We start from the raw sequence: 25,305 nt of genomic DNA on the forward strand, positions 1-25,305 counted from the left end.
TGGAGTTTCCCGGTCACAGCGGTGAATGAGGTCACCTCCGTACCCTCTCCCCAGCCCTCTCCCTGAAGGGAGAGGGGGCCGTTCGGAGTGGCCTGGAAGGCTGGCACCATCCTCAAACCCCGTCATTCCCGCGAACGCGGGACGCGGCTCCATCGCGAACAACGCTTGTGCTGGCCCGAAGGGGAATAACCCAGAAAACGGCGTAGGTGGTGAGGTGGCCGCCCGGCTCACCCCTTGCCCTTGGTTCTGACCATATGCGGCCCGGCGTTCTTCTCCAGGTACTCGATGATCACCCCGGCGATGTCCTTGCCGGTGGTGGTCTCGATGCCTTCCAGGCCCGGCGAGGAGTTCACCTCCATCACCAGCGCGCCGTGGTGCGAGCGCAGGATGTCGACACCGGCCACCTTCAGGCCCATGATCCGCGCCGCGCGGATCGCCGTCATGCGTTCCTCGGGGGTGATCTTGATCAGGCTGGCGCTGCCGCCGCGGTGCAGGTTGGAGCGGAACTCGCCGGGGGCGGCCTGGCGCTTCATCGAGGCGATCACCTTGTCGCCCACCACGAAGCAGCGGATGTCGGCGCCGCCGGCTTCCTTTATGTATTCCTGCACCATGATGTTGTGCTTGAGCCCCATGAAGGCTTCCAGCACCGACTCGGCCGCCTTCTGCGTCTCGGCCAGCACCACGCCGACGCCCTGGGTGCCCTCCAGCAGCTTGATCACCAGGGGCGCGCCGCCGACCATCTGGATCAGGTCCGGCACGTCGTCCGGGGAATGGGCGAAGCCGGTTATCGGCAGGCCGATGCCCTTGCGCGAGAGCAGTTGCAGCGAGCGCAGCTTGTCGCGGGAGCGGGCGATGGCCACCGACTCGTTGAGCGGGAACACGCCCATCATCTCGAACTGGCGCAGCACCGCGCAGCCGTAGAAGGTGACCGAGGCGCCGATGCGCGGGATCACCGCGTCGAAGCCTTCCAGCGGCTGGCCGCGGTAGTGGATCTGCGGCTTGTGGCTGGCGATGTTCATGTAGGCACGCAGGGTGTCTATCACCACCATCTCATGCCCGCGTTGTTGCCCGGCCTCCACCAGCCGACGGGTGGAATACAGGCGCGGATTGCGCGACAGCACGGCGATTTTCATTGGGCACCTGAAAGGGCGGGGGTAACCATGATGAGGGGTTTGTCCTGGACGTAGGTCAGCGCCGGGTTGACCACCAGCTGGCCCTGGACCAGCGCCTTGGAGCCCAGCAGCACGCGGTAGCGCATGGTCTTGCGGCAGGCCAGGGTGAATTCCACCGGCCAGGCGCGGTCGCCCAGGGCCAGGGTGGTGCGGATCACATAGCGGGTCTGGGCCTGGCCGTTGGAGCTGCGGATGGTCTTCATCGTCACCAGCGGCGCCTCGCAACGGTGGCGGCGCTGCACCTGGGTGCCCAGGTGGGCGGTGAAGCGCACCCAGTCGCGGCCGTCACGGTGGAAGGTGACGATGTCGCTGGCGTGCAGGCTGGAGGTGCTGGCGCCGGTGTCGATCTTCGCGCGCAGGCCGACGATGCCCAGGTCGGGAAGGCCGATCCATTCGCGCAGGCCGATCACTGACAGGTGGTCGAAGGTCTTCAAAAGGAGCCGTCCCAGGGTTTTGCGGCATTCTAGCAGGGCCATCGGCGCCCGCCAGGGGCCTGCCGGGAACGCCGGGCCGAGGGTAGACTGGCCAGGTTGCAGACGTGTGGATGAGGCCGTGAGCGAGAAAGACGACGACAGGGTACGCCTGGACAAGTGGCTGTGGGCAGCGCGCTTCTACAAGACCCGCGGCCTGGCCAAGGCGGCCATCGAGGGCGGCAAGGTGCATTGCCGGGGCGAGCGCTGCAAGCCGAGCAAGGAGCCGAAGGTCGGCGAGGAGTACGTGTTGCGCACGGGGTTCGACGAGCGCACGGTGGTGGTCAAGGCGCTGTCGGGCGTGCGCCGTGGTGCGCCGGACGCCCAGCTGCTCTACGAGGAAACCGCCGAGAGCCTGAAGCGCCGCGAGGAAGCGGCGGCCCTGCGCAAGGCCGGCGCCCTGGGCGTGCAGACCGACGGCCGGCCGAGCAAGAAGCAGCGCCGCCAGCTGCTGCACTTCCTCGACGACCAGAAATAACGGAAACCCCCGCCGTGGCGGGGGTTCCGGAGGGCGCCTCAGGCGGCGATCACGCTCAGGCGGTTGAGCAGCGGCACCTTCGCCAGTTGCGCGAACAGCGGCTCGGTCAGGCGCACCAGGCCGGCGCTGGCCCAGGCGGCGAACGGGGTGAAGCAGCTCCAGGCCAGGGCCAGCAGGGCCATCTGCACGCCGCCTATATAGTCGTCCTGGCCCCAGTGGGCGCCGGCCACCAGGCGCGGCAGCATGAACAGCAGGGCCAGGGCCCAGACCACCAGCCACTGCACGGCGTTGCGGGCGAACAGGCTGAGGAACAGCGCCCACACCAGCAGCACCGAGGCGTGGTCGCCGGGGAAGCTGCGCGCCGACTCGTCCTTCACCTCGAAGAGGGTGTCCTGCCAGCTGCGGAAGAAGTCTTCCAGGCGCACGGCGTCGGGGGCGATGGCGGAAATGCTGGCGTGCTGCCAGCCCAGGTGGTGGGCGATCTTGGCATAGAGGGTGCGGACGATCATCAGCACCACCATGGTCACCACCAGGCCGAAGGTCGCGGCACGCACCTGGGTGGCCTTGAAGATCCAGTCGCCGCGGATCAGCAGCAGGAGCAGGATGAGCGCCACCAGTGCGTCGAACGGTCGCGTGCTGGCCACCGCCCAGACATTGCGCCAGGTCTCGTTGGTCGCCAGGGGCGCGTTGAGGGCGTGGAACAGGCTGAAATCGAAGAAGTCGATGGCGGCGCGGGTCGGCGTCCATAGCCAGAGCAGCAGCAGGGCCAGGGCCAGCAGGTGGCAGGCGATGAACGGGCGCCACGACCAGGTGGCTTGGAACGGCGAAGCTTTCTCCATAGAATCGATTCCCCCTTACTGAACCGGGCGGCTGTCGCGAAGCGCGCTTTATAGGCCTTTGCCATCAGCTTGTCATGTATTTGTGCCTTAGCCAGCGTTGTGCCCAGCATGTCCCAGATCGATCAAAGTCAGCGTTTCCTCTTCGACAACACCGACGTTCGCGGTGAAATGGTGGCGCTCGAACGCAGTTTCGCCGAAGTGCTGGCCAAGCACCCCTACCCGCAGCCGGTGGCCCAGTTGCTGGGCGAGATGCTCGCCGCCGCGGCGCTGCTGTGCGGCACCCTGAAGTTCGACGGCCTGCTGGTGCTGCAGGCGCGCTCCAGCGGCGCCGTGCCGCTGCTCATGGTGGAGTGCTCCAGCGAGCGCGAGGTGCGTGGCCTGGCCCGCTACGACGCCGAGGCCATCCGCGACAGCGCCGGCCTGCTCGACCTGATGCCCGACGGCGTGCTCACCATGACCGTAGACCCGAAGAACGGCCAGCGCTACCAGGGCATAGTGCCGCTGGAGGGCGCCTGCCTGGCGGACTGCCTGTCGTCCTACTTCGCCACCTCCGAGCAGTTGCCCACGCGCTTCTGGCTGGGCGCCGACGGCCGCCACGCCCGCGGCCTGCTGCTGCAGCAGCTGCCCGCCGACCGCCTGAAGGACGCCGAGGATCGCGAGGCCAGCTGGCAGCACCTGACCACCCTGGCCGACACCCTCAACGCCGAGGAGCTGCTGGGCCTGGACAACGAGACGCTGCTGCACCGCCTGTACCACGAGGAAGCGGTGCGCCTGTTCGAGCCGCAGCCGCTGGTGTTCCGCTGCAGCTGCTCGCGGGAGCGCTCGGCCAACGCCCTGGTCAGCCTCGGCAAGGAAGACGCCGAGCGCCTGCTGGGCGAGCTGGGCGGCGAGATCACCGTCGACTGCCAGTTCTGCAACCAGCGCTATGCCTTCGACGGCAGCGACATCGCCCAGCTGTTCGCCGGCGGCGGCAGCGCGGCACCGTCACAGACCCGCCATTGATCGGCGCTATCGGGGCGATAGCCGAACCATTGGCGCCCTCGCCGGATCAGAGGCTGCACGAGAACCGTTCTTTTCTGGCATAATCCCGCGACTTTTTTCCGCTGTAGTGGAAATTAGAAGTCACTACGCAATGTTTGGAGGACTCGGCTCCGGCCGATGGGGACCCACATGACGCAAGCCAACAAAGCCGTGTACACCGATATCAGCGTTGCCCAACTGGTCGAGGAAGCCATTCGCCGCGGCGAAGGTCGCCTGGCCGACAACGGCTCGCTGGTGGTGGAAACCGGCCACCGCACCGGCCGCTCGCCTGCCGACCGCTTCATCGTCGAAGAGCCCGGCAGCAAGGACTCCATCGCCTGGGGCGCGATCAACCGCCCGTTCCCGGCCGACAAGTTCGACGCCCTCTGGGAGCGCGTCCAGGCCTTCAACAACGCCCAGGACCACTTCGTTTCCCACGTGCATGTAGGTTCGGCCGCCGATCACTACCTGCCGGTCAGGATGACCACCGGCACCGCCTGGCAGAACCTGTTCGGCCGCCAGCTGTTCATCAACCCGGAAACCTACAACCCGGCCGGCCGCGACGAGTGGCAGGTGCTGAACGTCGCCAACTTCGAGTGCGTGCCCGAGCGTGACGGCACCAACTCCGACGGCTGCGTCATCCTCAACTTCGCCCAGAAGAAAGTGCTGATCGCCGGCATGCGCTACGCCGGTGAAATGAAGAAGGCCATGTTCTCGGTGCAGAACTACCTGCTGCCGGAGAAGGACGTGCTGCCGATGCACTGCGCCGCCAACATCGGCGAAGCGGGCGACGTGACCCTGTTCTTCGGCCTGTCCGGCACCGGCAAGACCACCCTGTCGGCCGACGAGAGCCGTTACCTGATCGGTGACGACGAGCACGGCTGGGGCGAAGGCGTCGTCTTCAACATCGAAGGCGGCTGCTACGCCAAGTGCATCGACCTGTCCGAGAAGAACGAGCCGGTCATCTGGAAGGCCATCAAGTTCGGCGCCGTGCTGGAGAACGTGGTCCTCGACGAGGAACGCACCCCGGACTACGCCGACGACCGCCTGACCCAGAACTCCCGCGCGGCCTACCCGCTGGAGCACGTCGAGAAGCGTTCGGAAGCCAACCTGGGCGGCGAGCCCAACGCGGTCATCTTCCTGACCTGCGACCTGACCGGCGTTCTGCCGCCGGTGTCGATCCTGAACAACGAGCAGGCCGCCTACCACTTCCTGTCCGGCTACACCGCGCTGGTCGGTTCCACCGAGATGGGTTCGGGCGGCGGCATCAAGTCGACCTTCTCCACCTGCTTCGGCGCGCCCTTCTTCCCGCGCCCGGCCGGCGTCTATGCCGAGCTGCTGATCAAGCGCATCAAGGCCTTCGGCTCCAAGGTGTACCTGGTCAACACCGGCTGGACCGGCGGTGGCTACGGCGTCGGCAAGCGCTTCAACATTCCGACCACCCGTGGCGTGATCGCCGCCATCCAGAGCGGCGCTCTGGTCGGCGCCGAGACCGAGCACCTGGACATCATCAACCTGGACGTGCCCAAGCTCGTCCCGGGCGTCGAGACCAACCTGCTCAACCCGCGCAACACCTGGGAAGACAAGGCTGCCTACGACGAAGCCGCCAAGGGCCTGGCCAACAAGTTCATCGAGAACTTCAAGAAGTTCGACGTGAGCGACGCCATCAAGGACGCCGGCCCGCAGCTGTAAGCGCGCCCGTTCGCCGAAAGAGCCGCCTCCGGGCGGCTTTTTCATTGGCCGTTCCCTGTAGGAGCGGGCCCTGCCCGCGAATCGCGCGCAGGGCGCGCTCCTACAGGTGGAAAGCGGAGGTGGGCCCTGCGATAGGAGCGGATTTCATCCGCGATCGCGGACAAGGTCCGCTCCTACGGGGCTACCCTAGGAGCGCGCTTTCCGATGAACCGGAATCGGGCCGTTCGCGAGCAGGCTCGCTCCTACAACGGCGGTCCCTAGCATGGAGCTTCCGCCCATGACAGGTAATGGAGAGACCCGCATGCACGACACCCTCGAACGCGTCTTCGGCTTCCGCCAGTTCCGCCCCGGCCAGGAGGCGGCGGTCAGCGCCGTGCTGGGCGGGCGCTCGGCGGCGGCGATCTTCCCCACCGGCTCGGGCAAGTCGCTGTGCTACCAACTGCCGGCCATCTTGCTGCCGCACCTGACCCTGGTGGTGTCGCCGCTGCTGGCGCTGATGCAGGACCAGCTGGCCTTCCTCGCCCGCCATGGCATCGCCGCCGCCAGCATCGACTCGGCGCAGAGCCGCGAGCAGGTGGCGCAGACCATGGCCCGCGCCCGCAGCGGCGAGCTGAAGGTGCTGATGATTTCCGTGGAGCGCCTGAAGAACGAGCGTTTCCGCAACTTCATCGGCGAGGTGCCGATCTCGCTGCTGGTGGTCGACGAGGCCCATTGCATCTCCGAATGGGGCCACAACTTCCGCCCCGACTACCTGAAGCTGCCGGCCTACCAGAAGCAGTTCCGCATCCCCCAGGTGCTGCTGCTGACCGCCACCGCGACGCCGGCGGTGATCGACGACATGCGCGCCAAGTTCGCCATCGCCGAGGCGGACGTGGTCACCACCGGCTTCTACCGCGCCAACCTCCACCTGCAGGTGGAGCCGGTGGCCAGCGCCGCCAAGCGCGCCCGCCTGGTGGAATGGCTGGGCGCGCGCGAAGGCCAGCCGGGCATCGTCTACGTGACCCAGCAGAAGACCGCCGAGGACATCGCCGCGCACCTCTGCGAGCGCGGCATCCCGGCCCGCGCCTACCACGCCGGCATGGACCACGCCGAGCGCGAGGTCATCCAGCAGCGCTTCATGGCCGGCGGGCTGAACTGCATAGTCGCGACCATCGCCTTCGGCATGGGCATCGACAAGAGCGACATCCGCAACGTGGTGCACTTCGACCTGCCCAAGTCGGTGGAGAACTACAGCCAGGAGATCGGCCGCGCCGGCCGCGACGGCCAGAACTCGGACTGCCTGGTGCTGGCCAACCGCGACAGCCTCAGCGTGCTGGAGAACTTCGTCTACGGCGACACGCCCGAGCGCGAGGGCATCCGCAGCGTGCTGGAGGAAATCGCCGCCGCGCCCAACGGCCAGTGGGAGCTGATGCTGACCGCGCTGTCGGACCAGTCGAACATCCGCCAGCTGCCGCTCAAGACGCTGCTGGTGCAGCTGGAGCTACGCGGCATCATCGCCCCGCGTTTCGCCTATTTCGCCGAATATCGCTTCAAGAACCTCATCGAGCCCGCGGCCCTGCTGGGCCACTTCGAAGGCGAGCGGCGGCAGTTCGTCGAGGCCATCCTCAGCACCTCGGCGCGGGCGCGCACCTGGTCGACCCTCGACTTCGACACCCTCTACCAGCGCCACGGCGCCGAGCGCGCGCGGGTGGTGAAGGCCCTGGACTACTTCCAGGAACGCGGCTGGATCGAGCTGGAAAGCAAGCAGATGACCGAGGTCTATGCGGTGCGCGAGGCGGGGTTCGACCCCGAGGCGCTCAGCGACGAGCTGTACGCCTACTTCAAGCGCCACGAGGCCAGCGAGATCGCGCGCATCGGCGCCATGCTCGAACTCTTCGCCAGCGACCAGTGCCTGAGCCGGCGCCTGGCGCGCTACTTCGGCGACCAGCGGGCGCCGGAGCATTGCGGGCACTGCTCGGTCTGCGCCGGCCGCGTCGCGCGCCTGCCGGAGCCGCCGGCCCTGGCGCCGCTGGAAGGGCAGACGCTGCAGAGCCGCTGCGCCGCCTTCCTGGAGAAATACCGCGGCGCCCGCGGCCTGCCGCCCAGCGCCGACTGCGTGACGCGCTTCCTCTGTGGCATCGGCGTGCCGGCCTTCACCCGCCTGCGGGCGCGCACGCTGCCCGGCTACGCAGCGCTGGAGGACTACCCCTACGCCCAGGTGCGCGCCTGGGTGGCGGCGCAGCTCGCCCAGGGGTAACGCCGCGGTGGCTCCACCCATCCTAGGGTGGGGCGCCGGCCGGTGGCGTCCCTTGTAGGGTGTGGGGAGGAATTCCCTCCTAGACTCAGCAAGGCGTTGTCCGCCACCGGCCGAGGAGCCACCATGTCTGTCGAGCACCTGGATGTCCTGATCGTCGGCGCCGGCCTGTCCGGTATCGGCGCCGCCTACCACCTGATGAAGCACTGCCCGGGCAAGACCTTCGCCCTGCTGGAAGGCCGCGAGGCCATGGGCGGCACCTGGGACCTGTTCCGCTACCCGGGCATCCGTTCCGATTCGGACATGTACACCCTGGGCTACAACTTCAAGCCCTGGACCGACCCCAAGGCCATCGCCGACGGCCCCTCGATCCGCCACTACATCGAGGAGACCGCGCACGAGAACGGCATCGACGGCAAGATCCGCTACCGCCACCGCGTGCTCAAGGCCGACTGGAACAGCGACAGCGCGCGCTGGCTGCTGACCGTGCAGCGCGGCGACGAGCCGGAACCTGTGCGCATGAGCGCGCAGTTCCTGCTGATGTGCACCGGCTACTACCGCTACGAGGCCGGCTACACCCCGGAATTCAAGGGCCGCGAGCAGTTCGGCGGGCAGGTCATCCACCCGCAGCTGTGGCCGGAAGGCTTCGACTACGCCGACAAGCGCATCGTGGTCATCGGCAGCGGCGCCACCGCCGTGACCCTGGTGCCCTCGCTGACCGACAAGGCGCGCCACGTCACCATGCTGCAGCGCTCGCCGTCCTACGTGATCAGCCTGCCGCAGAAGGACCCCATCTCGAACTTCCTGCGCCGCTTCCTCCCCGAGACCTGGGTGTACCGCCAGGCGCGGGCGCGCAACGTGACCATGCAGATGATCTTCTTCATGCTCTCCAAGGCCTTCCCCGGCGTGGTGCGCAAGGCCCTGCTGGGGCTGGCCAGGCACCAGTTGGGCAAGGACTTCGACATGCGCCACTTCAGCCCGCGCTACAAGCCCTGGGACGAGCGCGTGTGCTGCGTGCCGGACGGCGACCTGTTCAAGGCGCTGCGCAAGGGCAAGGCCTCGGTGGTCACCGAGCACATCGACAGCTTCTGCGAGAAGGGCATCCGCCTGAAATCCGGGCAGGTGCTGGAGGCCGACGTCATCGTCACCGCCACCGGCCTGGACCTGGTGATGTTCGGCGGCGCGGAACTGGCGGTGGACGGCAAGCCGTTCCAGGTCAACCAGAGCATGGGCTACCGCGGCATCATGCTGCGCGATCTGCCCAACCTGGCCGCGGTGGTCGGCTACACCAACGCCAGCTGGACGCTCAAGGCGGACCTCTCCAGCGAGTACTTCTGCCGCCTGATCAACCACCTGGACGCCATCGGCATGCGCCAGTGCACCCCGCGCGCCGGGGCCGGCCAGGTGAAGGAGGAGCCCTTCCTCAACCTCAACTCCGGCTACATCCAGCGCGCCGCCGACAAGATGCCCAAGCAGGGCGACCGCACGCCCTGGAAGCTCTACCAGAACTACGCCCTGGACCTGGCGCTGCTGCGCCACGGCAAGGTGGAGGACGGCTACCTGACCTTCACCTCGCCGCGCGCCCAGCAGGACGACGAGGCGTCGTTGCAGGCGGTGTAGCGATTCGATGATTCCTATCGGGAAAACCGCCTGAAGCGCGCGCCCGGGCGGTTTACCATGACGGGCATTTTTCGCCGTCAACGAAAGGAGTCCCCCCATGCATATCGACGAAGCCATCCGCAGCCGCCGCGCGGTCAAGGGCTACGACCCGGCCTTCAGCCTGAGCCGCGAGGAGAAGGACGAGCTGCTGCAGCTGGCCATGCTCGCCCCCTCGGCCTTCAACCTGCAGCACGTGCGCCTGGTCGAGGTCAGCGACGCGCAGCTGCGCGCGCACATCCGCGAAGTGGCCTGGGGCCAGGCGCAGGTGACCGACGCGTCCATGCTGGTGGTGGTCTGCGCCCAGCTCGATAGCTGGGAGAAGAACGCCCGCCGCGTGTGGGAAGGCGCGCCCCAGGAAGTGCAGGACTACATGGCCGGCGCCATCGACGCCTACTACCGCGGTAAGCCCCAGGTGCAGCGCGACGAGACCATGCGCAGCTGCGGCCTGATGGCCCAGACGCTGATGCTCGCCGCCCGCGGCAAGGGCCTGGATTCCTGCCCCATGGACGGCTTCGACTTCGACGCCGTGGGCAAGCTGATCAACCTGCCGGAGAACCACGTGATCGGCCTGATGGTCGCCGTCGGCAAGCAGACCCTGGCGCCCAAGCCGCGGGTGGGCAAGCTGGCGCTGGACGAGGTGGTGATCCGCGATCGGTTCTGAGCCGCGTTGACGCGGATGATCGCGGACCACGCCGGACGCCCCGGTGGCCCGGCCGGTGGCGGATAACCGCGAACGGTTATTCGCCCTACGATTTCTGCGTAGGGCGCATAACGCCTACGGCGTTATCCGCCGTCGGCGTTCCACCCTACTGTCGCGGCGCGGCCTCCAGCATGCGCTGCACCAGCCACTGCAACGCCACGTCGCGCTCGCGCTGGGCCAGGTACACCAGCTCCAGGTGGAACTGGCCGACGTCGAAGGGCAACTCCAGTACCTGCAACGGCAGCCGCTTGGCGAAATGTTCGGCCAGGCGCGTCGGCAGCACCGTCAGCAGCTCGGTCTCGGCCACCAGCTGCGCGGCCTGCAGGTAGTTGGGCGTGACGTAGGCGACCTGCCGCTTCAGGCCCTGGCTGGCCAGCCACTGGTCGACCATGCCGCGGGTCTGCCCGCCGGATACCCACAGGTGGCGTTCGCGCAGGAAGCCGCCGAGGTCCAGCGGGCCGTCCACCCGCGGGTGGCCGCGGCGGGCCAGCAGGCGCAGGGTCTCGCTGGCCCAGGGGCGGCGCTCGAAGCGCGCCGGGACTTCCTCGAAGCGGCCCAGCACCAGGTCCAGGTTGCCCTTGTCCAACGCCTCCACCGGCAGGCTCGGGGCCAGGTGGCGCACGTCCAGAGCCACGCCCGGCGCTTCCGTGCCCAGTTGCCGCAGCAGCGCCGGCATGCACAGCAGCTCGGCGTAGTCGGTCAGCGCCAGGATGAAACGCTGGCGGCTGCGCCCCGGCTCGAAGCGCTCGGCGCCGCTGAGGCTCTGCAGGATGCGCTGCAGCGATTCGCGGATCGGCGCCTCCAGCTCCAGCGCCCGTGGCGTGGGCTGCATGCTGCGGCCGATGCGCACCAGCAGCGGGTCGTCGAGCAGCTCGCGCAGGCGGCCCAGGGCGTTGCTCACCGCCGGCTGGCTCAGGGCCAGGCGCTCGGCGGCGCGGGAAACGCTGCGTTCGCGCAGGAGGGCGTCGAAGACACGCAGCAGGTTGAGGTCGAAGGTATTTATATTCATTGGATAAATACTGCGCATCACAAGACTAAATTTCAAAAATAATCCGAACTTGCCTATGGTGACTGTCGCTTTTTTGCTCGAACGCCCGTTTCGATAACAAGAGGAAGACCATGAGCCCGATCCCCCCGATTCGCAGCGCCGCGGTGATAGGCGCCGGCACCATGGGCCGCGGCATCGTCATGTGCCTGGCCAACGCTGGCGTGCAGGTGCAGTGGCTGGACAACAACCCGCAGATGCTGCTGCAGGCCCAGGGCGCGGTGGCCGACACCTATGCCCACAACGTGCGCCAGGGGCGGATCGACGAGGCGGAGGCGGCGGCCCGCCGCGCGCGGATTTCCCCGGCGGACAACTACGCGGCGATCCGCGAGGCGGACCTGGTGATCGAGGCGGTGTACGAGAACCTGGAACTCAAGCAGTCGATCTTCCGCGAGCTGGACGCGGCGCTGAAGCCCTCGGCGATCCTCGCCAGCAACACCTCCTACCTGGACGTCGACGCCATCGCCGCGGTGACCGGCCGGCCGTCCCAGGTGCTGGGCCTGCACTTCTTCAGCCCGGCGCACATCATGAAGCTGCTGGAAATCGTGCGTGGCGCCAGGACCGCGCCTGCCGTGCTCGACGCCGCCCTGGAGCTGGGCCAGCGCATGGGCAAGGTCAGCGTGGTGGCCGGCAACTGCCATGGCTTCATCGGCAACCGCATGCTGGAGAAGTACGTGCAGGAGTCGCGGCGGCTGATCCTCGAAGGCTCGTTGCCCTACCAGGTGGACGCCGCGCTGCAGGGCTTCGGCTTCGCCATGGGCCCGTTCCGCATGTTCGACGTGGTCGGCATCGACCTCGAATGGCGCGCCCGCGAGCTGGCCGGCAAGGGCCAGGACGCGCCCACCGTGCAGGTGGACAACCGCCTGTGCGAGATGGGCCGGTTCGGCCAGAAGAGCGGCAACGGCTTCTACCACTACGCGCCGGGCAGCCGCCAGGCCGAGCACGATCCCGAGGTCGACACCCTGGTGCTGCGCGAGTCCGAGCGCCTGGGCTACGTGCGCCGCGACATCGGCCCGGAGGAAATCCTCGAGCGCTGCCTGCTGGCGCTGGTCAACGAAGGCGCGAAAATCCTCGACGAAGGCATCGCCAGCCGCAGCGCCGACATCGACACCGTCTACCTCAACGGCTACGGCTTCCCCGCGGCCCAGGGCGGGCCCATGGCCTGGGCCGACGTCCAGGGTCTTGCCGGCATCCTCGCGCGCCTGCGCGACCTCGCCGGGCAGCACGGCGCGCACTGGCAGCCGGCCGCGCTGATCGAGCGCCTGGCCGCCAGCGGCGGGCGCTTCGCCGACGTCCACGGGGAGCAGGGCGCATGAGCTACCAGGCTCCCCTGCGCGACATGCGCTTCGTCCTCCACGAACTCTTCGACGCCGCCGGCCACTGCGCGCTGCTGGGCAACGGCCTGGACCGCGAGCTGATCGATGGCGTGCTGGAAGAGGGCGCGCGCTACACCGGCGAAGTGGTCGCTCCGCTGAACCGCAACAGCGACGAGCAGGGCGCAACCCTCCATGACGGCGCGGTGACCACCCCCGACGGCTTCCGCGAGGCCTACCGGCAGTACTGCGACAACGGCTGGGCGAGCATGACCGGCCCGGTCGGGTTCGGCGGCCAGGGCTTCCCGCAACTGGTGGCGGCGAACTTCCACGAGATGCTGATGGCTGCCTCGCTGTCCTTCCGCGTCTATTCCGGGCTCACCGAGGGCGCCGTGCTGGCGCTGTACAAGCATGGCAGCGCCGAGCTGCAGCAGGCCTACCTGGCGAAGATGGTCAGCGGCGTGTGGACCGGCACCATGTGCCTCACCGAGCCCCAGGCCGGTACCGACCTGGCGCTGCTGCGCACCCGCGCCGAGCCCCGGGCCGACGGCAGCTACAAGGTCAGCGGCAGCAAGATCTTCATCAGCGGCGGCGAGCAGGACCTCTCGGAGAACATCGTCCACCTGGTGCTGGCGCGCCTGCCGGACGCCCCGGGCGGAGTGAAGGGCATCAGCCTGTTCCTCGTGCCGAAATTCATCGCCAACCCTGACGGCACGCCCGGCGAACGCAACGCGCTGAGCTGCGGCGCCATCGAGCACAAGATGGGCATCAAGGGCGCCTCCACCTGCGTGATGAACTTCGACGGCGCCACCGGCTGGCTGCTCGGCGAGGTCAACCAGGGCCTGGCCTGCATGTTCACCATGATGAACGACGCGCGCTTCCAGGTCGGCCTGCAGGGCCTGGGCATCGCCGAGCGCAGCTTCCAGGGCGCCCTGGCCTACGCCCGCGAGCGTCTGCAGTCGCGCGCCCTGACCGGCCCCGCGCAACCGCAGAAGGCTGCCGACCCGATCATCGTCCATCCCGACGTGCGGCGCATGCTGCTGACGCAGAAGACCCTCACCGAGGGCAGCCGCATGCTCGCCGCGCTCTGTGCCCGCGAGCTGGACCTGGAGCATGGCCACCCCGAGGCCGAGGGCCGCAAGGCCGCGGGCAAGCGCGCGGCGCTGCTGATCCCCATCGTCAAATCCTTCCTCACCGACATGGGCCAGGAAGTCGCCAGCCTCGGCGTGCAGGTCTACGGCGGCCACGGCTATATCCGCGAATGGGGCATGGAACAGCTGATGCGCGACAGCCGCATCACCCAGATCTACGAAGGCACCAACGGCATCCAGGCGCTCGACCTGATCCGCCGCAAGCTGCTGGGCGACGGCGGCGCCGAGATGGCCGCGCTGCAGGCGGACTTGGCGGAAACCTGTGCCGCCCTGGCCGCCCACCCCGAGCTGGCGCCCATGGCTGCCGTGGTGCGCGAGCGCATCCAGGAATGGCGCGGGCTGACCGCCGACGTGCTGGCCGCCACCCGCCGCGACGTGCAGGAAATCGGCGCCATGTCGGTGGACTACCTGCAGTACAGCGCCTACGCGCTGCTCGCCGGGTTGTGGCTGCGCGCCGCCGGGGCCGCCCAGGCGGCGCTGGACGCCGGCACCGGCGAGGTCGACTTCTACCGCGCCAAGCTGGCCAGCGCCGACTTCTACCTGCGGCGCATCCTGCCGCGCGCCAGCATGCACCGCGAGGCCCTGCTGGGCGGCGCCGGCTGCCTGATGGCGCTGGACGAGGCGCACTTCGCGTTCTGATCGCGACAGGGCCGTCCCGCACGCGGCGGGGCGGCCCACGCGCAGGGCCAGGCCGGGTTAAACTTGCATCGATCCAGCCCGATGACGAGAAACCACCCATGTACGAATGGCTCAACGCCCTGCCCAAGGCCGAACTGCACCTGCACCTGGAAGGGACCCTGGAGCCCGAACTGCTGTTCGCCCTGGCCGAACGCAACCAGGTGAAGCTGCCCTGGGCCGACGTCGAGACCCTGCGCCAGGCCTACGCCTTCAACAACCTGCAGGAATTCCTCGACCTCTACTACGCCGGCGCCGACGTGCTGCGCACCGAGCAGGACTTCTACGACCTGACCTGGGCCTACCTGCTCAAATGCAAGGCGCAGAACGTCATCCACGTCGAACCCTTCTTCGACCCGCAGACCCACACCGACCGCGGCATTCACTTCGAGGTCGTGCTGCGCGGCATCCAGGGCGCGCTGAAGGATGGCGAGAAGCAGCTGGGCATCCGCCACGGCCTGATCCTCAGCTTCCTCCGCCACCTGTCCGAGGAAGAGGCGTTCAGGACCCTGGACCAGGCCATGCCGTTCCGCGACGCCTTCGTCGCCGTCGGCCTGGACAGCTCCGAGGTCGGCCACCCGCCGAGCAAGTTCCAGCGCGTGTTCGACCGCGCCCGCGCCGAGGGCCTGCTGACCGTCGCCCACGCCGGCGAGGAAGGCCCGCCGGAATACATCTGGGAGGCGCTGGACCTGCTCAAGGTCGAACGCATCGACCACGGCGTGCGCGCCATCGAGGACGAGCGGCTGATGCAGCGCATCATCGACGAGCAGATCCCGCTGACCGTCTGCCCGCTGTCCAACACCAAGCTGTGCGTGTTCGACCACATGCGCGAGCACAACATCCTGCAGATGCTGGAGCGCGGGGTGAAGGTGACGGTGAACTCGGATGATCCGGCTTACTTCGGCGGCTACGTCACCGAGAACTTCCAGGCCCTGTACGAGCACCTGGGGATGACGAAGGAGCAGGCGCAGCGGTTGGCGCAGAATAGTCTGGATGCGCGGTTGGTGAAATGAGCTTGCTTGGGACTTTGGGTGTTGGGCGGTAGAGCGCCCTCTCCCTAACCCTCTCCCTGAAGGGAGAGGGGACCGTTGGGCAGGGTTTGATGTTATGGCGTTAGCCGGCTAGCGCAGAGGTTTCCGGCGGAAACCATCACCTTTCTCGGCACGGACAAGCCCCCTCTCCCTTCAGGGAGAGGGTTGGGGAGAGGGGACGGAGGTCGGTGTAACGCAAGCGTATCCGGGGAACACCGTTCGCGAGCAAGCTCGCTCCTACGAAGAGCCCGTATCCACCCCCGCACACCGCAGGAAAGCCCCCAGGCAAGGGTTGTCGTTATGCGGGCTCCAAGCCACCCCATAGTCCACCAGTGGCGACGCCTCCAACGCCACGAACGCCGCGCCGGGCAGCTGCATCTTGCGCATCGAGTCCGGCACCAGGGCCACGCCCAGGCCCTCGGCCACCAGGTTGACGATGGTCTGCTGCAGGTGCGGCTCCAGCTGGATGCGCGGTTCGAAGCCGCTGTCCCGGCAGCACTGCATCACTGCCTCGTGCAGGGCCGGCGCGGTGCTGTGGGGGAAGCTGATGAACGCCTCCGCTGCCAGTTCGGCGGGCGCCAGGCGCTCCCGCGTCGCGAGGGGGTGCCTTGCCGGCAGCACCGCGCACAGCGGCTCGCGCAGCAGGGTGCGGTAGCGCAGCTGGCCGGGTTCGCGAGCGGGGAAGGTCAGGGCGACGTCGGCCTCGCCGGCTTCCAGCGCCGGGCCGAGGTCGCGCGGCAGCACTTCGTTGAGCACCACCTTCACCTGTGGATAAGCGTCGCTGTAGCGCTTGAGCAGGGTCGGCAGCAGCGTCCAGGCGGCGACCATGGTGAAGCTCAGGCGCAGCTCGCCGCGTTCGCCGCGGGCGCTGGCCCGGGCCGAGCGCACCGCCAGGTCGAGGCCGGCCAGCAGGCTCTTGCAGTGCTGCTGGAACTCGCGGCCGGCGGCGGTCAGCTCCACCGCGCGCGAATGGCGGGCGAACAGCGGGGTGCCCAGCTCGGCCTCCAGCGCGGCTATCTGCCGGCTCAGCGGCGGCTGGGTCAGGTGCAGGGCCTCGGCGGCGCGGCCGAAGTGCAGGTGCTCGGCGAGGGCGAGGAAGTAGCGCAGCTGGCGCAGTTCGATCATCGATGCATTTCCGGTATCAATTTGGCCTTCAACAAGCATTGGACGGTATCGATGGCGCGATCCTATGCTCGCCAGCCTGCCCATGACAATGCCTTGCCGAGCCGCCCATGCACACCGTGATCGTCGTCGTCCTGCCCATCTTCGCGCTGATCCTGGCCGGCTGGCTGGCGCGCCGGAGCAACCGCCTGGGCGAGGGAGCGGCCTCGGAGATCAACCGGCTGGTGGTCTGGCTGTGCCTGCCGGCGCTGCTGTTCAAGGTCACCGCCACGGCCACCTGGGCGGAAATCTGGCAGCCGGGCTTTCTCGCCGCCTTCACCGCCGGCTGCCTGCTGGTGTTCGGCGCCACCCTGGCCTGGCGCCTGTGGCGGGGCCGCGGACTGCCGGCGGCGAGCATCGACGGGCTCAGCGCCTCCTACGCCAACACCGGCTACATGGGCATCCCGCTGTGCCTGCTGGTGTTCGGCCAGGACGGCCTGGAGCCGGCGCTGATCGCCTCGCTGCTGGTGGTCTGCGTGCTCTTCGCGGTGGCGGTGGTGTGCATCGAGGTCGGCCTGCAGAGCGAGAAGCACATCGGCCGCGCGGTGCTGGTGGTGAGCCGCGCGCTACTGAAGAACCCGCTGGTGGTCTCGCCCATCGTCGGTGGCCTGTGGGCCGCCGGCGGCCTGGGCCTGGCCGAGCCGGTGGTGCATTTCCTCGACCTGCTGGCGGCGGCCACCACGCCCTGCGCGTTGATCTCCCTCGGCCTGTTCCTGGCGCAGAAGCAGGAGGGGCCGCAGGTGGGTGCCTGGCCGCTGGTGCTGGTCAAGCTGGTGGGCCAGCCGCTGCTGACCGGCGTCCTCGCCTACAAGGTGTTCGCCCTGCCGCCGCTGTGGGCGGATTCGGCGCTGCTGCTCAGCGCGCTGCCCACCGGCACCGGGCCGTACATGCTCGCCGAGTACTACAAGCGCGAGGCACCGGTGGTTTCGCGGAGCATTCTGCTGTCGACGCTGGGGTCGTTGGTGACCTTGTCGGCGTGCCTGTTGTGGATTGCCCGCTGAGCGAGGGTTGCGGCGGATAACGCCATAGGCGTTATGCGCCCTACGTCGTGGCCAAGTCCGGCGTAGGGCGAATAACGCTCCGCGTTATCCGCCGTTTGGCCTTGGCCGAACCCCGCTCGGGGGTGAGCCTGGGCATCCTTGTAGGGCGCGCCAGGCTCAGCCACGGCGTTGGCGATGAGAAAGGTGAAACGGCGGATAACCGCGAACGGTTATCCGCCCTACGTCGTGGTCAGGCCTGGCGTAGGGCGGGAAAAAAACCGGGCCTGCCAAGCGCGGGGCTGGCAGGCCCGTTCGCAAACCGCTTGGCGCCGCGTGGGGAAGGGGCCCCGCGTGGCGCCGGACGCGCCCCTCAGGCGTATGGCCCGAATTGCGTCAGGGTTGCGATCAAGCCGGTTCGGTAAGCGCGCCAGTCGCGCGCACGGATCGTTGGCGGCCGGAGATCCTGTGGGCGTCGCCGGCTGGCGCGGTGCCCTTGTCGTAGGGCCTGGCCAGCAGCATGTAGAGCAGGCCGGCGCCCAGCACCACGGCGGTGGTGAGGATCATCGAGTAGTTGATGTACCAGGGCGCGTCGGGGCTGCGCGGCCAGACCATGTTGGCGATGGCGCCCAGGCCGTAGACCAGCGCGGCGACGTTAACCAGCGTGCCCCAGGGGCCCAGGCTGAACTGGCCGCCGGGCACCCAGCCCTTGGTGCGGGCGATCAGCGCGGCGACCACGATCAGCTGGAAGGCGATGTAGATGCCGATGGCGGCGAAGCCGACGATGGTGGCGGTGGCGTCGGCCATGAACAGGCCCAGGCAGACGATGGCCGCCGGCACCACGCCGCTGACGACCAGCGCGGCGGACGGCACGTGGTTGGCCGACAGGCGCTGCAGCACGCGGCTGCCGACGATCATCTCGTCACGGGCATAGGCGAACAGCAGGCGGCTGGCGGCGGCCTGCAGGCTGAGCACGCAGGACACGAAGGACACCAGCACCACCGCCATCACCAGGCGCGAACCCACAGGGCCGAAGGCGTTGGCGAGGATGGTGGCGACCGGGTCGGTGTCTTCGCCGGCGAGCACCTTGTGCATGTCCGGCACCGAGAGGATCAGCGCCAGGCAGGCGAACATCGCGGCGGCGCCGCCGATGTAGATGGTCATGCGCATGGCCTTGGGGATGCGCTTGCCGGGGTTGGGGGTTTCCTCGGCGACGTCGCCGCAGGCCTCGAAGCCGTAGTACTGGAACAGGCCGGCCAGGGAAGCGGCGAGGAAGGCCGGCAGGTAGGAGCCGTCCGCGGCGCCGAGGCCGAAGGTGTCGAACAGCACGCTGAACGGCTGGTGGCGCTCGAAGACCAGCAGGTAGCCGCCCACCAGGATGGCGCCGACCAGCTCGCAGAGGAAGCCGAACATGGCCACCCGCGCCAGCAGCTTGGTGCCCACCAGGTTGAGGCCGGTGGAGACCAGGATCAGCACCAGGGCGATGTAGATGCTGACGTTCGCGTCCGGCGCGAAGCCCAGCAGCGCCGCCAGGTACGGGCCGGCGCCGACGGAGACGCCGGCGATGGTGGCGCACAGCGCCCAGGCGTACACCCAGCCGACCATCCACGCCCAGCGCTTGCCCACCAGGCGCCGCGCCCAGGGGTAGACGCCGCCGGAGATCGGGAACTGCGAGACGACCTCGCCGAACACCAGGCACACCAGCAACTGGCCCAGGCCGATCAGCAGGTACGACCAGAACATCGGCGGGCCGCCGGCGGCCAGGCACAGGCCGAACAGGGTGTAGACGCCGACGACTGGCGACAGGTAGGTGAAGCCCAGGGAGAAGTTCTCCCACAGGCTCATGCTGCGCTCGAAGTTCGAGCTGTAGCCGAGGGCGCGAAGCTGCTCGGCATCGTGATCGGTTACGCCAGCGGCACGCATGGCAGGGGACCCACTCATCGTTGTTTCCTCTCAGGGGGTAATGGGCAGTGGCACATTGTCTGCGGCGGACCTCGGGTGTCCGCCGCCGCCCTCTACGGGCTCATTGTCGTTATGGCGGGTGCGGCGCCTACTGGCCGTCGTCGTACTTCGAGAGCCATTCCACCGCCGCGTCGCGGTAGCGGGTGAAGCCCTTGTAGTCCACCAGTTCCTGGTTCAGGGACTTGAGCACGCGGTGCATGCGCTTGGCCCAGGCCGGGTTGCTGGCGATGTCTTCCAGGTTCAGCAGGTAGGTCCGGATCGGGAACACGATGGCGTTGCTGCGCGGCAGGCGGTGCAGCGGCTGCAGCTCGATGCGCAGGTAGACCAGCTTGCCGGCGTTCTCGGCGGTCACCGTGGTGCGGTCCGGGGCCCACTCCGGCAGGCTCTCGGCGGACACGTCCAGGCGCGGGTTGACCGTCAGCGACCAGTTCAGGCGGCGCACCGGGTGGCCGTTGCGCAGGCGCAGGAGGAACTTCAGCGCGCGGTCGAGCATGCCGGTTTCCTTGACCAGCGGCACCGGGCCGTGGAACTCGTGCCAGGCCATGCCCAGGTTGAAGCGCAGCGAGTAGTCGGCGCGCTGGGTGGCGATGCCGGCGCCCCAGTACAGGGTGCCGTCGCGCTCTTCCTGCAGCACCCAGTCGCCCTGGGCCTGGCGGGTGATGTATTCCATCGGCTCATAGGGCAGGGTGGCCGGGTCGCCGAAGGTGAAGGTGTCGTCGATGTTCAGCAGCTTGTTGGTCCAGTGCCAGCGGGTGCCGTCGCGCTCCAGGGCGAAGTACTCGGGGTAGTCCTTGGCGTAGGACTCCATGATGAGTTCGAGCAGGTCCCACTGCGCCTCCATCATGTGCGGCGCCGAGACGTAGTGCATGCCCGGGTCCTTCTCCAGGGTGATGGCGCGGTCGCGGCACTCGCTGATGTAGTGCTCGTCGATGTCGAACACCGCGCGGAAGGCGCCGTCGCCCACGCTGACGTGGGGCTCCAGGTTCATCGAGTACATGTACTCGTCGTCCGGGAAGGGGAAGGGCGCGCGGGCGATGCACTCGGGGCTGTTCGCGTAGGTGTAGTCGTCGCGGTAGGTTTCGTCGGGGCGGAATTGAATGGTCATGGTCGTTCTCCGGCTCAGCAGTCGATGACCAGCCGCGAGCACTTGGCGCGCGACACGCAGGGCATGATTTTCTTGTTGGCGGCCTTGTCCTCGTCGGACAGCCAGTCGTCGGTGTGGAGGATCTCGCCGTCCAGCTCCAGGACGTTGGTCTCGCACATGCCGCAGGCGCCGCCGCGGCACAGGTAGGGAATCTCGTGGCCGGCGGCCTCGGCGGCTTCCAGCAGGCTCTGGTCGGGCGAGACCTCGATGGTTGCGCCGCTGCGCGCCAGGGTGACCTTGAACGGTTCGCCGCTGCTGCCCTGTTCGAGGAAGCGCTCGTAGTGGATGTGGCTGTCGGTCCAGCCGTGGGCGCGGGCCGCGTCTATGGTGGCCTGGATCATGCCCTCGGGGCCGCAGACGTAGACGTCGCTGCCCAGCGGGCGGTCGGCCAGCACGGCGGAAATGTCCAGGCGCTCGCCGCGGTCGTCGCGGTACAGGCGCACGGCATCGCCGTATTCACGCAGCAGTTCCTCGCCCAGGCGCGCGTGTTCCGCGCCGCGCACCGCCAGGTGCACTTCGAACGGGGTGCCGCGCAGGCGCAGCTCGGCCAGCTGCGAGCACACCGGGGTGATGCCCACGCCGCCGGCGATGAACAGGTGCAGGCGCGCGTGCTTGCTCAGCGGGAACAGGTTCACCGGGCGGAGGATTTCCAGCTCGTCGCCTTCCTTCACCGCGTCGTGCATGCGCCTGGAGCCGCCGCGGCCGTCTTCCACGCGGCGCACGGCGATCTGGTAGGCGCTGGCGTCGTAGGGCGAACTCATCAGCGAGTAGGCGTTGCGGTAGGTGCCGCCCTCGTGGGGGATCAACACCACCACGTTGCTGCCGCCGGAGAACGGCGTCAGCTGGCCGCCGTCCCGCGGGACCAGGGTGAAGCGCTTGATTTCCGGGGTGACCTGCTCGATGCGGGCGACGCGGACGTTGAGGGTTCCGGTGGACTGGCTCATGTGTCGAGCTCCTCGGCTGCCGGCAGCTCGCCGGGGACTTCGGCGTCGGCCTTGACCGCCTGGAAGGCGGCGAGGCGGCGGGAATAGTGGTCGCGGACCACCAGGGTGCGGGCGCAGTGCGGGCATTCGAAGACGCGCTGGGTGACGTTCTCGGTGTAGCCGTCGCAGTGCACGCACCAGACGCGGCGCACGAAGGAGCCGCAGTGCTCGCGCAGCACTTCGTCGCGGTTCAGGTTGATCGCGTCGGCGGCCTGCATGGCGGTGCCGATGAAGCTTTCCGAGCCGGCCAGGTAAAGGCGGGTGCCCATGCGCGATTGGCCGAGCAGGGCGTGCAGGTCGTCGACCAGCGCGCGGTTGCTCGGGTAGAGGGTCAGCTCCACGTCGGCGATGTCGCGCAGCGCGGCCAGGTGGTCCTGCCCGGAGAAGGATTCGGTGGAATAGAGCACGCGGATGGGCGCGGTGCGCGGCATCTCGCCGAGCAGCCGGAGCATGGCGCTGCCGCCGCTGCCCTGGCCTGCGACTATGTGGTTGCTGCCGGCGAGCGGGCGCAGGTCGTCGTAGACCGGCCTGCTCTTGATACCTGTGATGAGCATTGTTGTTGTGCCTCCAGAACTGCCGGCAACCTCGGTTGGGGATGCCTGGCGCGATTCGAGGACCCGTGCACGGTCACGGGTCGCAGGAGGTGGAGCACAGGGTGTGCCAAGAAATTAACTTGTTGAAAATAAAGAGATTGTTGTTTTGTGGGGGAGGGAATGTAAGCAGAAATGACAAGGGGGGATAGGCAGAAATGCAGCGTTGGTGGGGGTGGTTATCCTGGGACAGCGGTGTGTTGGTTGGGCGCCGCCCCTCTCCCTAACCCTCTCCCTGAAGGGAGAGGGGACCGTTCGGCGTGCTCGGATATTTCAGAGTCAGCCGGCAGCTCCGGCGGTTTCTGACTGAAACCATTCCTTCTCTCGGCACGGACAAGCCCCCTCTCCCTTCAGGGAGAGGGCTGGGGAGAGGGGACGGAGGTCGGTTCAATGCCGGTGCATCCGGGAAGTGCCGTTCGCGAGCAAGCTCGCTCCTACGAAAACAGCTTCAGTCCCGCTGCTGCTTGCGGATCAGGGTGCCCACATCGATCCCCAGATGCTGCGCCGCCTTGCGTTTGCTGCCACACAGGCGCACCGCCTGGAGGATCACCTGGCGCTCGAAGCGCTGCACCTGCGCCTTGAGCGGCTCGTCGGCGCTGGCGAAGGGCAGCGGCTCGGCTTCCCCGGCGGGGGCGGCCGTGCCCAGCAGTTCCGGCGGCAGGTGCTGTTCCTCGGCCACGTCGTCGGCCAGCACCGCCAGGCGCTCGAAGATGTTCACCAGCTCGCGGATGTTGCCCGGGAAGTCGTAGCCCAGCAGGTGCTGGCGGCAGGCGGTGGCGAGGCGCAGCGGTGGCTGGCGGTCGCGGTTGATGCGGGCCAGGAGGATGTCCATCAGCACCGGCAGGTCGTCGCGGTGGGCGCGCAGCGGCGGGATGTCCACCGGCAGCACGGCCAGGCGGTAGTAGAGGTCGGCGCGGAACAGGCCGGCCGCGACCAGCGCCTTGAGGTCCTTGTTGGTGGCGGCGATGACCTGCACCTGGACCTTCTTCGACAGCGGCGAGCCCACCGGCTGGATGGTGCCGTCGTCGAGGAACTTGAGCAGCTTGGCCTGCACCTGCAGAGGGATTTCGCCGATCTCGTCGAGGAACAGCGTGCCGCCGGCGGCGCTCTCGATGTAGCCGCGCTTGCCCTGCTGCAGCGCGCCGGTGAAGGCGCCGCGCTCGTAGCCGAACATCTCCGACTCGAACAGCGTCTCGGGGATGCTCGCGCAGTTCACGTCGACGAATGGCCGGTCGCCCCAGCCGGCGGCGCGGTGGATGTGCCGGGCGATGGCGGTCTTGCCCACGCCGGGCTCGCCGAGCAGCAGCAGGCGGGCGCGGCGGCGGAAGGCGCGCACGCCCATGTCGGCGATGTCCGAGAGCAGCGGCGACATGTGCAGCGCGTTGTCCTGCGGGTCGCCCAGGCTCGCCGGGCTGTCCGCCAGCGACGGTGCCGGGGCGCTGCGGCCGGCGCTTTCGCGGGGTTCGTATTCGCGCTGGATCAGCAGTGTGTAGGGCTTCTCGTAGGCGCCGGCGGGCACGCTCTGCAGGCGGGTGAGGAACAGCCGGCCGTCGCGCGAGCGCGTCAGCGCGCTCTTGCCGCCGCGCCGCACGCTCTGCAGGAAGTCGTCGAACTGCAGCGCCGAGCGCTGGTAGAAGTCGCTGTCGGTCAGGCCCAGCACGTCCTGGCGCGACACGCGGTTGATGCGCTCGGCGGCCAGGTTGAGGAAGCGCACCCGGGAGTCGCCGTCGCAGACGATCAGCGCCTCGCCGAAGCCGTCGAGCAGGGCGTGCAGCGCCGGGGTCTCCAGCAGCGCGGCGAGCATCTCGGCGCTGACGTTGACCGCCGAGCGCATGCCCATGCGCATCGGCGCGAAGAAGCCCTCGCCGCTCACGGGTGCAGCTCCGCCGCGCGCCGCTCGATGCCGTCCGGGCGCAGCACGACCACGCGCCAGGCCTGGTTCTCGCGGATCAGGATGCGCGAGCAGTGGCTGTCGAAGGCGCGGAAGCTGCCGTACTGGTCGGGCAGCTCCAGGCGTTGCCAGGTGCGCTCGGGCAGCGGCAGGCGGTCGAGGGTGGCGGCCACGCCGGCGGCGCGGGTGATGCCGAACACCTGCTCGAAGGCGGCGTTGCGCCATTGCGGCTGGGCCGCCTCGTCGATCACCAGCACCGCGTCGGGCACCGCGTCGAACACCCGGCGCAGGGCCTCGATGCGCTGCTCGGCGTCGTGCTGCATGCGCAGCTCCTGGCTGACGTCGCGCAGGCTGCCCCACATGCGCAGCAAGCGGCCGTTGTGGATGCTGGCGCGCACGTCGTTCTCCACGTAGGCCGGCGAGCCGTCGTGGCGGCGGTCCACCGAGAGCGCGCCGTCGACATGGAAGTCGGCCTCGATCAGCCGCCGCACGAACTCCTCGTTGGCCGGGCTGCGCGGCCAGTACAGGCGCACCGGCTGCTGGCCGAAGTCGACGTCGGCGGGCATCTCGTAGATGGCCGCCATGGCGCGGTTGCACATGCGCCAGTAGGAGCGGTTCTCGAACACCTGGCGGACGATCTCGTCCGGCGTCTGGCGCACGTCCACCGGCTCGGCGAACTCGATGCACCAGTAGGCGACCTTGGCGCTGTAGAGCATCTGGCTCATGACTTCGTTGGCGTTCTGCAGCTCGGCCAGGCGCCGGCTGATGCCGCCCAGGGGCATCTTCACCAGGTGCAGGCGCGGCGGCTCGCCGTCGCGCCACTGCAGCACGCCGCTGGCCAGCACCGGCAGCAGGCCGCCGTTGTGGCGGATCAGCGTCAGCTCCAAGTCCTGCACGCGTTCGTCGGCCGGCGGGTTGGCGAAGAGCTGCTGCAGGGCGCGCACCGAGTCGGCGGTGTAGACCTGCTCCATGCCCTGGCCGTGGAGCGCGCCGGGCGGGTAGCCGAGCTGGTCGCTCTGCTCGGCGGAGACGTCGAGGAAGCGGCCGTCCGCGGCGATGCTGTCGGCCAGCAGCAGGCCGCGGTCGAGCAGCAGGCGTAGCGAATCCATCTATGGTTCT

At 68.6% G+C, this 25,305-nt stretch carries 21 protein-coding genes; 10 read left to right on the forward strand and 11 right to left on the reverse strand.

The features are described from left to right. Positions 1-227 precede the first annotated feature (227 nt). Positions 228-1,133: a 30S ribosomal protein S6--L-glutamate ligase gene (rimK, locus tag DK254_RS30830; RefSeq protein ID WP_089393863.1), complete on the reverse strand. Its 906-nt coding sequence runs from the start codon at positions 1,131-1,133 to the stop codon at positions 228-230. Beyond that, positions 1,130-1,606: an ATP-dependent zinc protease gene (locus tag DK254_RS30835; protein WP_089393864.1), complete on the reverse strand. Its 477-nt coding sequence runs from the start codon at positions 1,604-1,606 to the stop codon at positions 1,130-1,132. The genes rimK and DK254_RS30835 overlap by 4 nt, the downstream gene beginning before the upstream one ends. Before the next feature lie 118 nt (positions 1,607-1,724). Here DK254_RS30835 and DK254_RS30840 point away from each other — a divergent pair, with 118 nt between their 5' ends. After that, positions 1,725-2,120: an RNA-binding S4 domain-containing protein gene (locus DK254_RS30840; protein WP_109936874.1), complete on the forward strand. Its 396-nt coding sequence runs from the start codon at positions 1,725-1,727 to the stop codon at positions 2,118-2,120. Positions 2,121-2,158: 38 nt separating this feature from the next. Here the strand turns inward: DK254_RS30840 and DK254_RS30845 are convergent, their stop codons facing one another. Continuing rightward, a complete protein-coding gene (locus tag DK254_RS30845; RefSeq protein ID WP_109936875.1) occupies positions 2,159-2,959 on the reverse strand; it encodes a phosphatase PAP2 family protein in 801 nt (266 codons plus the stop codon). A 108-nt stretch (positions 2,960-3,067) separates the two neighbouring features. On the opposite strand from DK254_RS30845, the gene hslO reads away from it, so the two are divergent. The 5 genes from hslO to DK254_RS30870 all read left to right on the forward strand — a co-directional run bounded on the left by hslO (position 3,068) and on the right by DK254_RS30870 (position 10,224). Continuing rightward, a complete protein-coding gene (gene hslO / locus DK254_RS30850; protein WP_089393867.1) occupies positions 3,068-3,961 on the forward strand; it encodes an Hsp33 family molecular chaperone HslO in 894 nt (297 codons plus the stop codon). Positions 3,962-4,129: 168 nt separating this feature from the next. Beyond that, a complete protein-coding gene (locus DK254_RS30855) occupies positions 4,130-5,671 on the forward strand; it encodes a phosphoenolpyruvate carboxykinase (RefSeq protein WP_109936876.1) in 1,542 nt (513 codons plus the stop codon). A 301-nt stretch (positions 5,672-5,972) separates the two neighbouring features. After that, complete coding sequence (locus DK254_RS30860; RefSeq protein ID WP_177412121.1) at positions 5,973-7,907, forward strand: ATP-dependent DNA helicase RecQ; 1,935 nt, start codon at positions 5,973-5,975, stop codon at positions 7,905-7,907. A gap of 123 nt (positions 7,908-8,030) precedes the next feature. Continuing rightward, positions 8,031-9,524: an NAD(P)/FAD-dependent oxidoreductase gene (locus DK254_RS30865; protein ID WP_109936878.1), complete on the forward strand. Its 1,494-nt coding sequence runs from the start codon at positions 8,031-8,033 to the stop codon at positions 9,522-9,524. 97 nt (positions 9,525-9,621) lie between these two features. Beyond that, on the forward strand, positions 9,622-10,224 hold the full coding sequence (locus DK254_RS30870; RefSeq protein ID WP_109936879.1) for a nitroreductase family protein: 603 nt from the start codon (positions 9,622-9,624) through the stop codon (positions 10,222-10,224). 145 nt (positions 10,225-10,369) lie between these two features. Here the strand turns inward: DK254_RS30870 and DK254_RS30875 are convergent, their stop codons facing one another. Continuing rightward, a complete protein-coding gene (locus DK254_RS30875; RefSeq protein WP_109936880.1) occupies positions 10,370-11,272 on the reverse strand; it encodes a LysR family transcriptional regulator in 903 nt (300 codons plus the stop codon). A 110-nt stretch (positions 11,273-11,382) separates the two neighbouring features. On the opposite strand from DK254_RS30875, the gene DK254_RS30880 reads away from it, so the two are divergent. From DK254_RS30880 to DK254_RS30890, 3 genes are all read left to right on the forward strand, one after another. Further along, on the forward strand, positions 11,383-12,624 hold the full coding sequence (locus DK254_RS30880; RefSeq protein WP_109936881.1) for a 3-hydroxyacyl-CoA dehydrogenase: 1,242 nt from the start codon (positions 11,383-11,385) through the stop codon (positions 12,622-12,624). Next, a complete protein-coding gene (locus DK254_RS30885) occupies positions 12,621-14,411 on the forward strand; it encodes an acyl-CoA dehydrogenase C-terminal domain-containing protein (protein WP_109936882.1) in 1,791 nt (596 codons plus the stop codon). The genes DK254_RS30880 and DK254_RS30885 overlap by 4 nt, the downstream gene beginning before the upstream one ends. Positions 14,412-14,509: 98 nt before the next feature. Beyond that, positions 14,510-15,460, forward strand: coding sequence for an adenosine deaminase (locus tag DK254_RS30890; RefSeq protein ID WP_109936883.1), 951 nt, complete (start codon positions 14,510-14,512; stop codon positions 15,458-15,460). A gap of 255 nt (positions 15,461-15,715) precedes the next feature. On the opposite strand, the gene DK254_RS30895 is transcribed toward DK254_RS30890, so the two are convergent. Next, positions 15,716-16,603: a LysR substrate-binding domain-containing protein gene (locus tag DK254_RS30895; RefSeq protein WP_109936884.1), complete on the reverse strand. Its 888-nt coding sequence runs from the start codon at positions 16,601-16,603 to the stop codon at positions 15,716-15,718. A gap of 107 nt (positions 16,604-16,710) precedes the next feature. On the opposite strand from DK254_RS30895, the gene DK254_RS30900 reads away from it, so the two are divergent. Then, on the forward strand, positions 16,711-17,640 hold the full coding sequence (locus tag DK254_RS30900) for an AEC family transporter (RefSeq protein ID WP_109936885.1): 930 nt from the start codon (positions 16,711-16,713) through the stop codon (positions 17,638-17,640). 384 nt (positions 17,641-18,024) lie between these two features. Here DK254_RS30900 and DK254_RS30905 read toward each other — a convergent pair whose 3' ends face one another. From DK254_RS30905 to DK254_RS30930, 6 genes are all read right to left on the reverse strand, one after another. Further along, positions 18,025-19,557 (reverse strand): APC family permease, encoded by a 1,533-nt coding sequence (locus tag DK254_RS30905; protein WP_109936886.1) that lies wholly within the window; start codon positions 19,555-19,557, stop codon positions 18,025-18,027. A 109-nt stretch (positions 19,558-19,666) separates the two neighbouring features. Then, positions 19,667-20,683: a DUF3445 domain-containing protein gene (locus tag DK254_RS30910; protein WP_109936887.1), complete on the reverse strand. Its 1,017-nt coding sequence runs from the start codon at positions 20,681-20,683 to the stop codon at positions 19,667-19,669. A gap of 14 nt (positions 20,684-20,697) precedes the next feature. Then, on the reverse strand, positions 20,698-21,666 hold the full coding sequence (locus DK254_RS30915; protein ID WP_109936888.1) for a PDR/VanB family oxidoreductase: 969 nt from the start codon (positions 21,664-21,666) through the stop codon (positions 20,698-20,700). Next, entirely contained in the window at positions 21,663-22,259 is a 597-nt protein-coding gene (locus DK254_RS30920; RefSeq protein WP_109936889.1) for a dimethylamine monooxygenase subunit DmmA family protein, read from the reverse strand. The genes DK254_RS30915 and DK254_RS30920 overlap by 4 nt, the downstream gene beginning before the upstream one ends. Positions 22,260-22,743: 484 nt before the next feature. Beyond that, on the reverse strand, positions 22,744-24,168 hold the full coding sequence (locus DK254_RS30925) for a sigma-54-dependent Fis family transcriptional regulator (RefSeq protein WP_256595992.1): 1,425 nt from the start codon (positions 24,166-24,168) through the stop codon (positions 22,744-22,746). Continuing rightward, the gene (locus tag DK254_RS30930) at positions 24,165-25,295 is read right to left on the reverse strand and encodes a PAS domain-containing protein (protein WP_089393882.1); all 1,131 of its coding nucleotides are present in this window, start codon (positions 25,293-25,295) and stop codon (positions 24,165-24,167) included. The genes DK254_RS30925 and DK254_RS30930 overlap by 4 nt, the downstream gene beginning before the upstream one ends. Positions 25,296-25,305: the final 10 nt, after the last annotated feature.

It is taken from the genome of Pseudomonas sp. RW407 (assembly GCF_003176655.1).
Lineage (GTDB): Bacteria > Pseudomonadota > Gammaproteobacteria > Pseudomonadales > Pseudomonadaceae > Pseudomonas > Pseudomonas delhiensis.

Excerpts from the sequence above, each read along its gene's own strand:
- rimK (WP_089393863.1), bottom strand. The coding sequence starts at position 1,133 with ATGAAAATCGCCGTGCTGTCGCGCAATCCGCGCCTGTATTCCACCCGT.
- DK254_RS30845 (WP_109936875.1), bottom strand. The coding sequence starts at position 2,959 with ATGGAGAAAGCTTCGCCGTTCCAAGCCACCTGGTCGTGGCGCCCGTTC.
- hslO (WP_089393867.1), top strand. The coding sequence starts at position 3,068 with ATGTCCCAGATCGATCAAAGTCAGCGTTTCCTCTTCGACAACACCGAC.
- DK254_RS30855 (WP_109936876.1), top strand. The coding sequence starts at position 4,130 with ATGACGCAAGCCAACAAAGCCGTGTACACCGATATCAGCGTTGCCCAA.
- DK254_RS30860 (WP_177412121.1), top strand. The coding sequence starts at position 5,973 with ATGCACGACACCCTCGAACGCGTCTTCGGCTTCCGCCAGTTCCGCCCC.
- DK254_RS30865 (WP_109936878.1), top strand. The coding sequence starts at position 8,031 with ATGTCTGTCGAGCACCTGGATGTCCTGATCGTCGGCGCCGGCCTGTCC.
- DK254_RS30870 (WP_109936879.1), top strand. The coding sequence starts at position 9,622 with ATGCATATCGACGAAGCCATCCGCAGCCGCCGCGCGGTCAAGGGCTAC.
- DK254_RS30875 (WP_109936880.1), bottom strand. The coding sequence starts at position 11,272 with ATGAATATAAATACCTTCGACCTCAACCTGCTGCGTGTCTTCGACGCC.
- DK254_RS30880 (WP_109936881.1), top strand. The coding sequence starts at position 11,383 with ATGAGCCCGATCCCCCCGATTCGCAGCGCCGCGGTGATAGGCGCCGGC.
- DK254_RS30885 (WP_109936882.1), top strand. The coding sequence starts at position 12,621 with ATGAGCTACCAGGCTCCCCTGCGCGACATGCGCTTCGTCCTCCACGAA.
- DK254_RS30890 (WP_109936883.1), top strand. The coding sequence starts at position 14,510 with ATGTACGAATGGCTCAACGCCCTGCCCAAGGCCGAACTGCACCTGCAC.
- DK254_RS30895 (WP_109936884.1), bottom strand. The coding sequence starts at position 16,603 with ATGATCGAACTGCGCCAGCTGCGCTACTTCCTCGCCCTCGCCGAGCAC.
- DK254_RS30900 (WP_109936885.1), top strand. The coding sequence starts at position 16,711 with ATGCACACCGTGATCGTCGTCGTCCTGCCCATCTTCGCGCTGATCCTG.
- DK254_RS30905 (WP_109936886.1), bottom strand. The coding sequence starts at position 19,557 with ATGAGTGGGTCCCCTGCCATGCGTGCCGCTGGCGTAACCGATCACGAT.
- DK254_RS30910 (WP_109936887.1), bottom strand. The coding sequence starts at position 20,683 with ATGACCATTCAATTCCGCCCCGACGAAACCTACCGCGACGACTACACC.
- DK254_RS30915 (WP_109936888.1), bottom strand. The coding sequence starts at position 21,666 with ATGAGCCAGTCCACCGGAACCCTCAACGTCCGCGTCGCCCGCATCGAG.
- DK254_RS30920 (WP_109936889.1), bottom strand. The coding sequence starts at position 22,259 with ATGCTCATCACAGGTATCAAGAGCAGGCCGGTCTACGACGACCTGCGC.
- DK254_RS30930 (WP_089393882.1), bottom strand. The coding sequence starts at position 25,295 with ATGGATTCGCTACGCCTGCTGCTCGACCGCGGCCTGCTGCTGGCCGAC.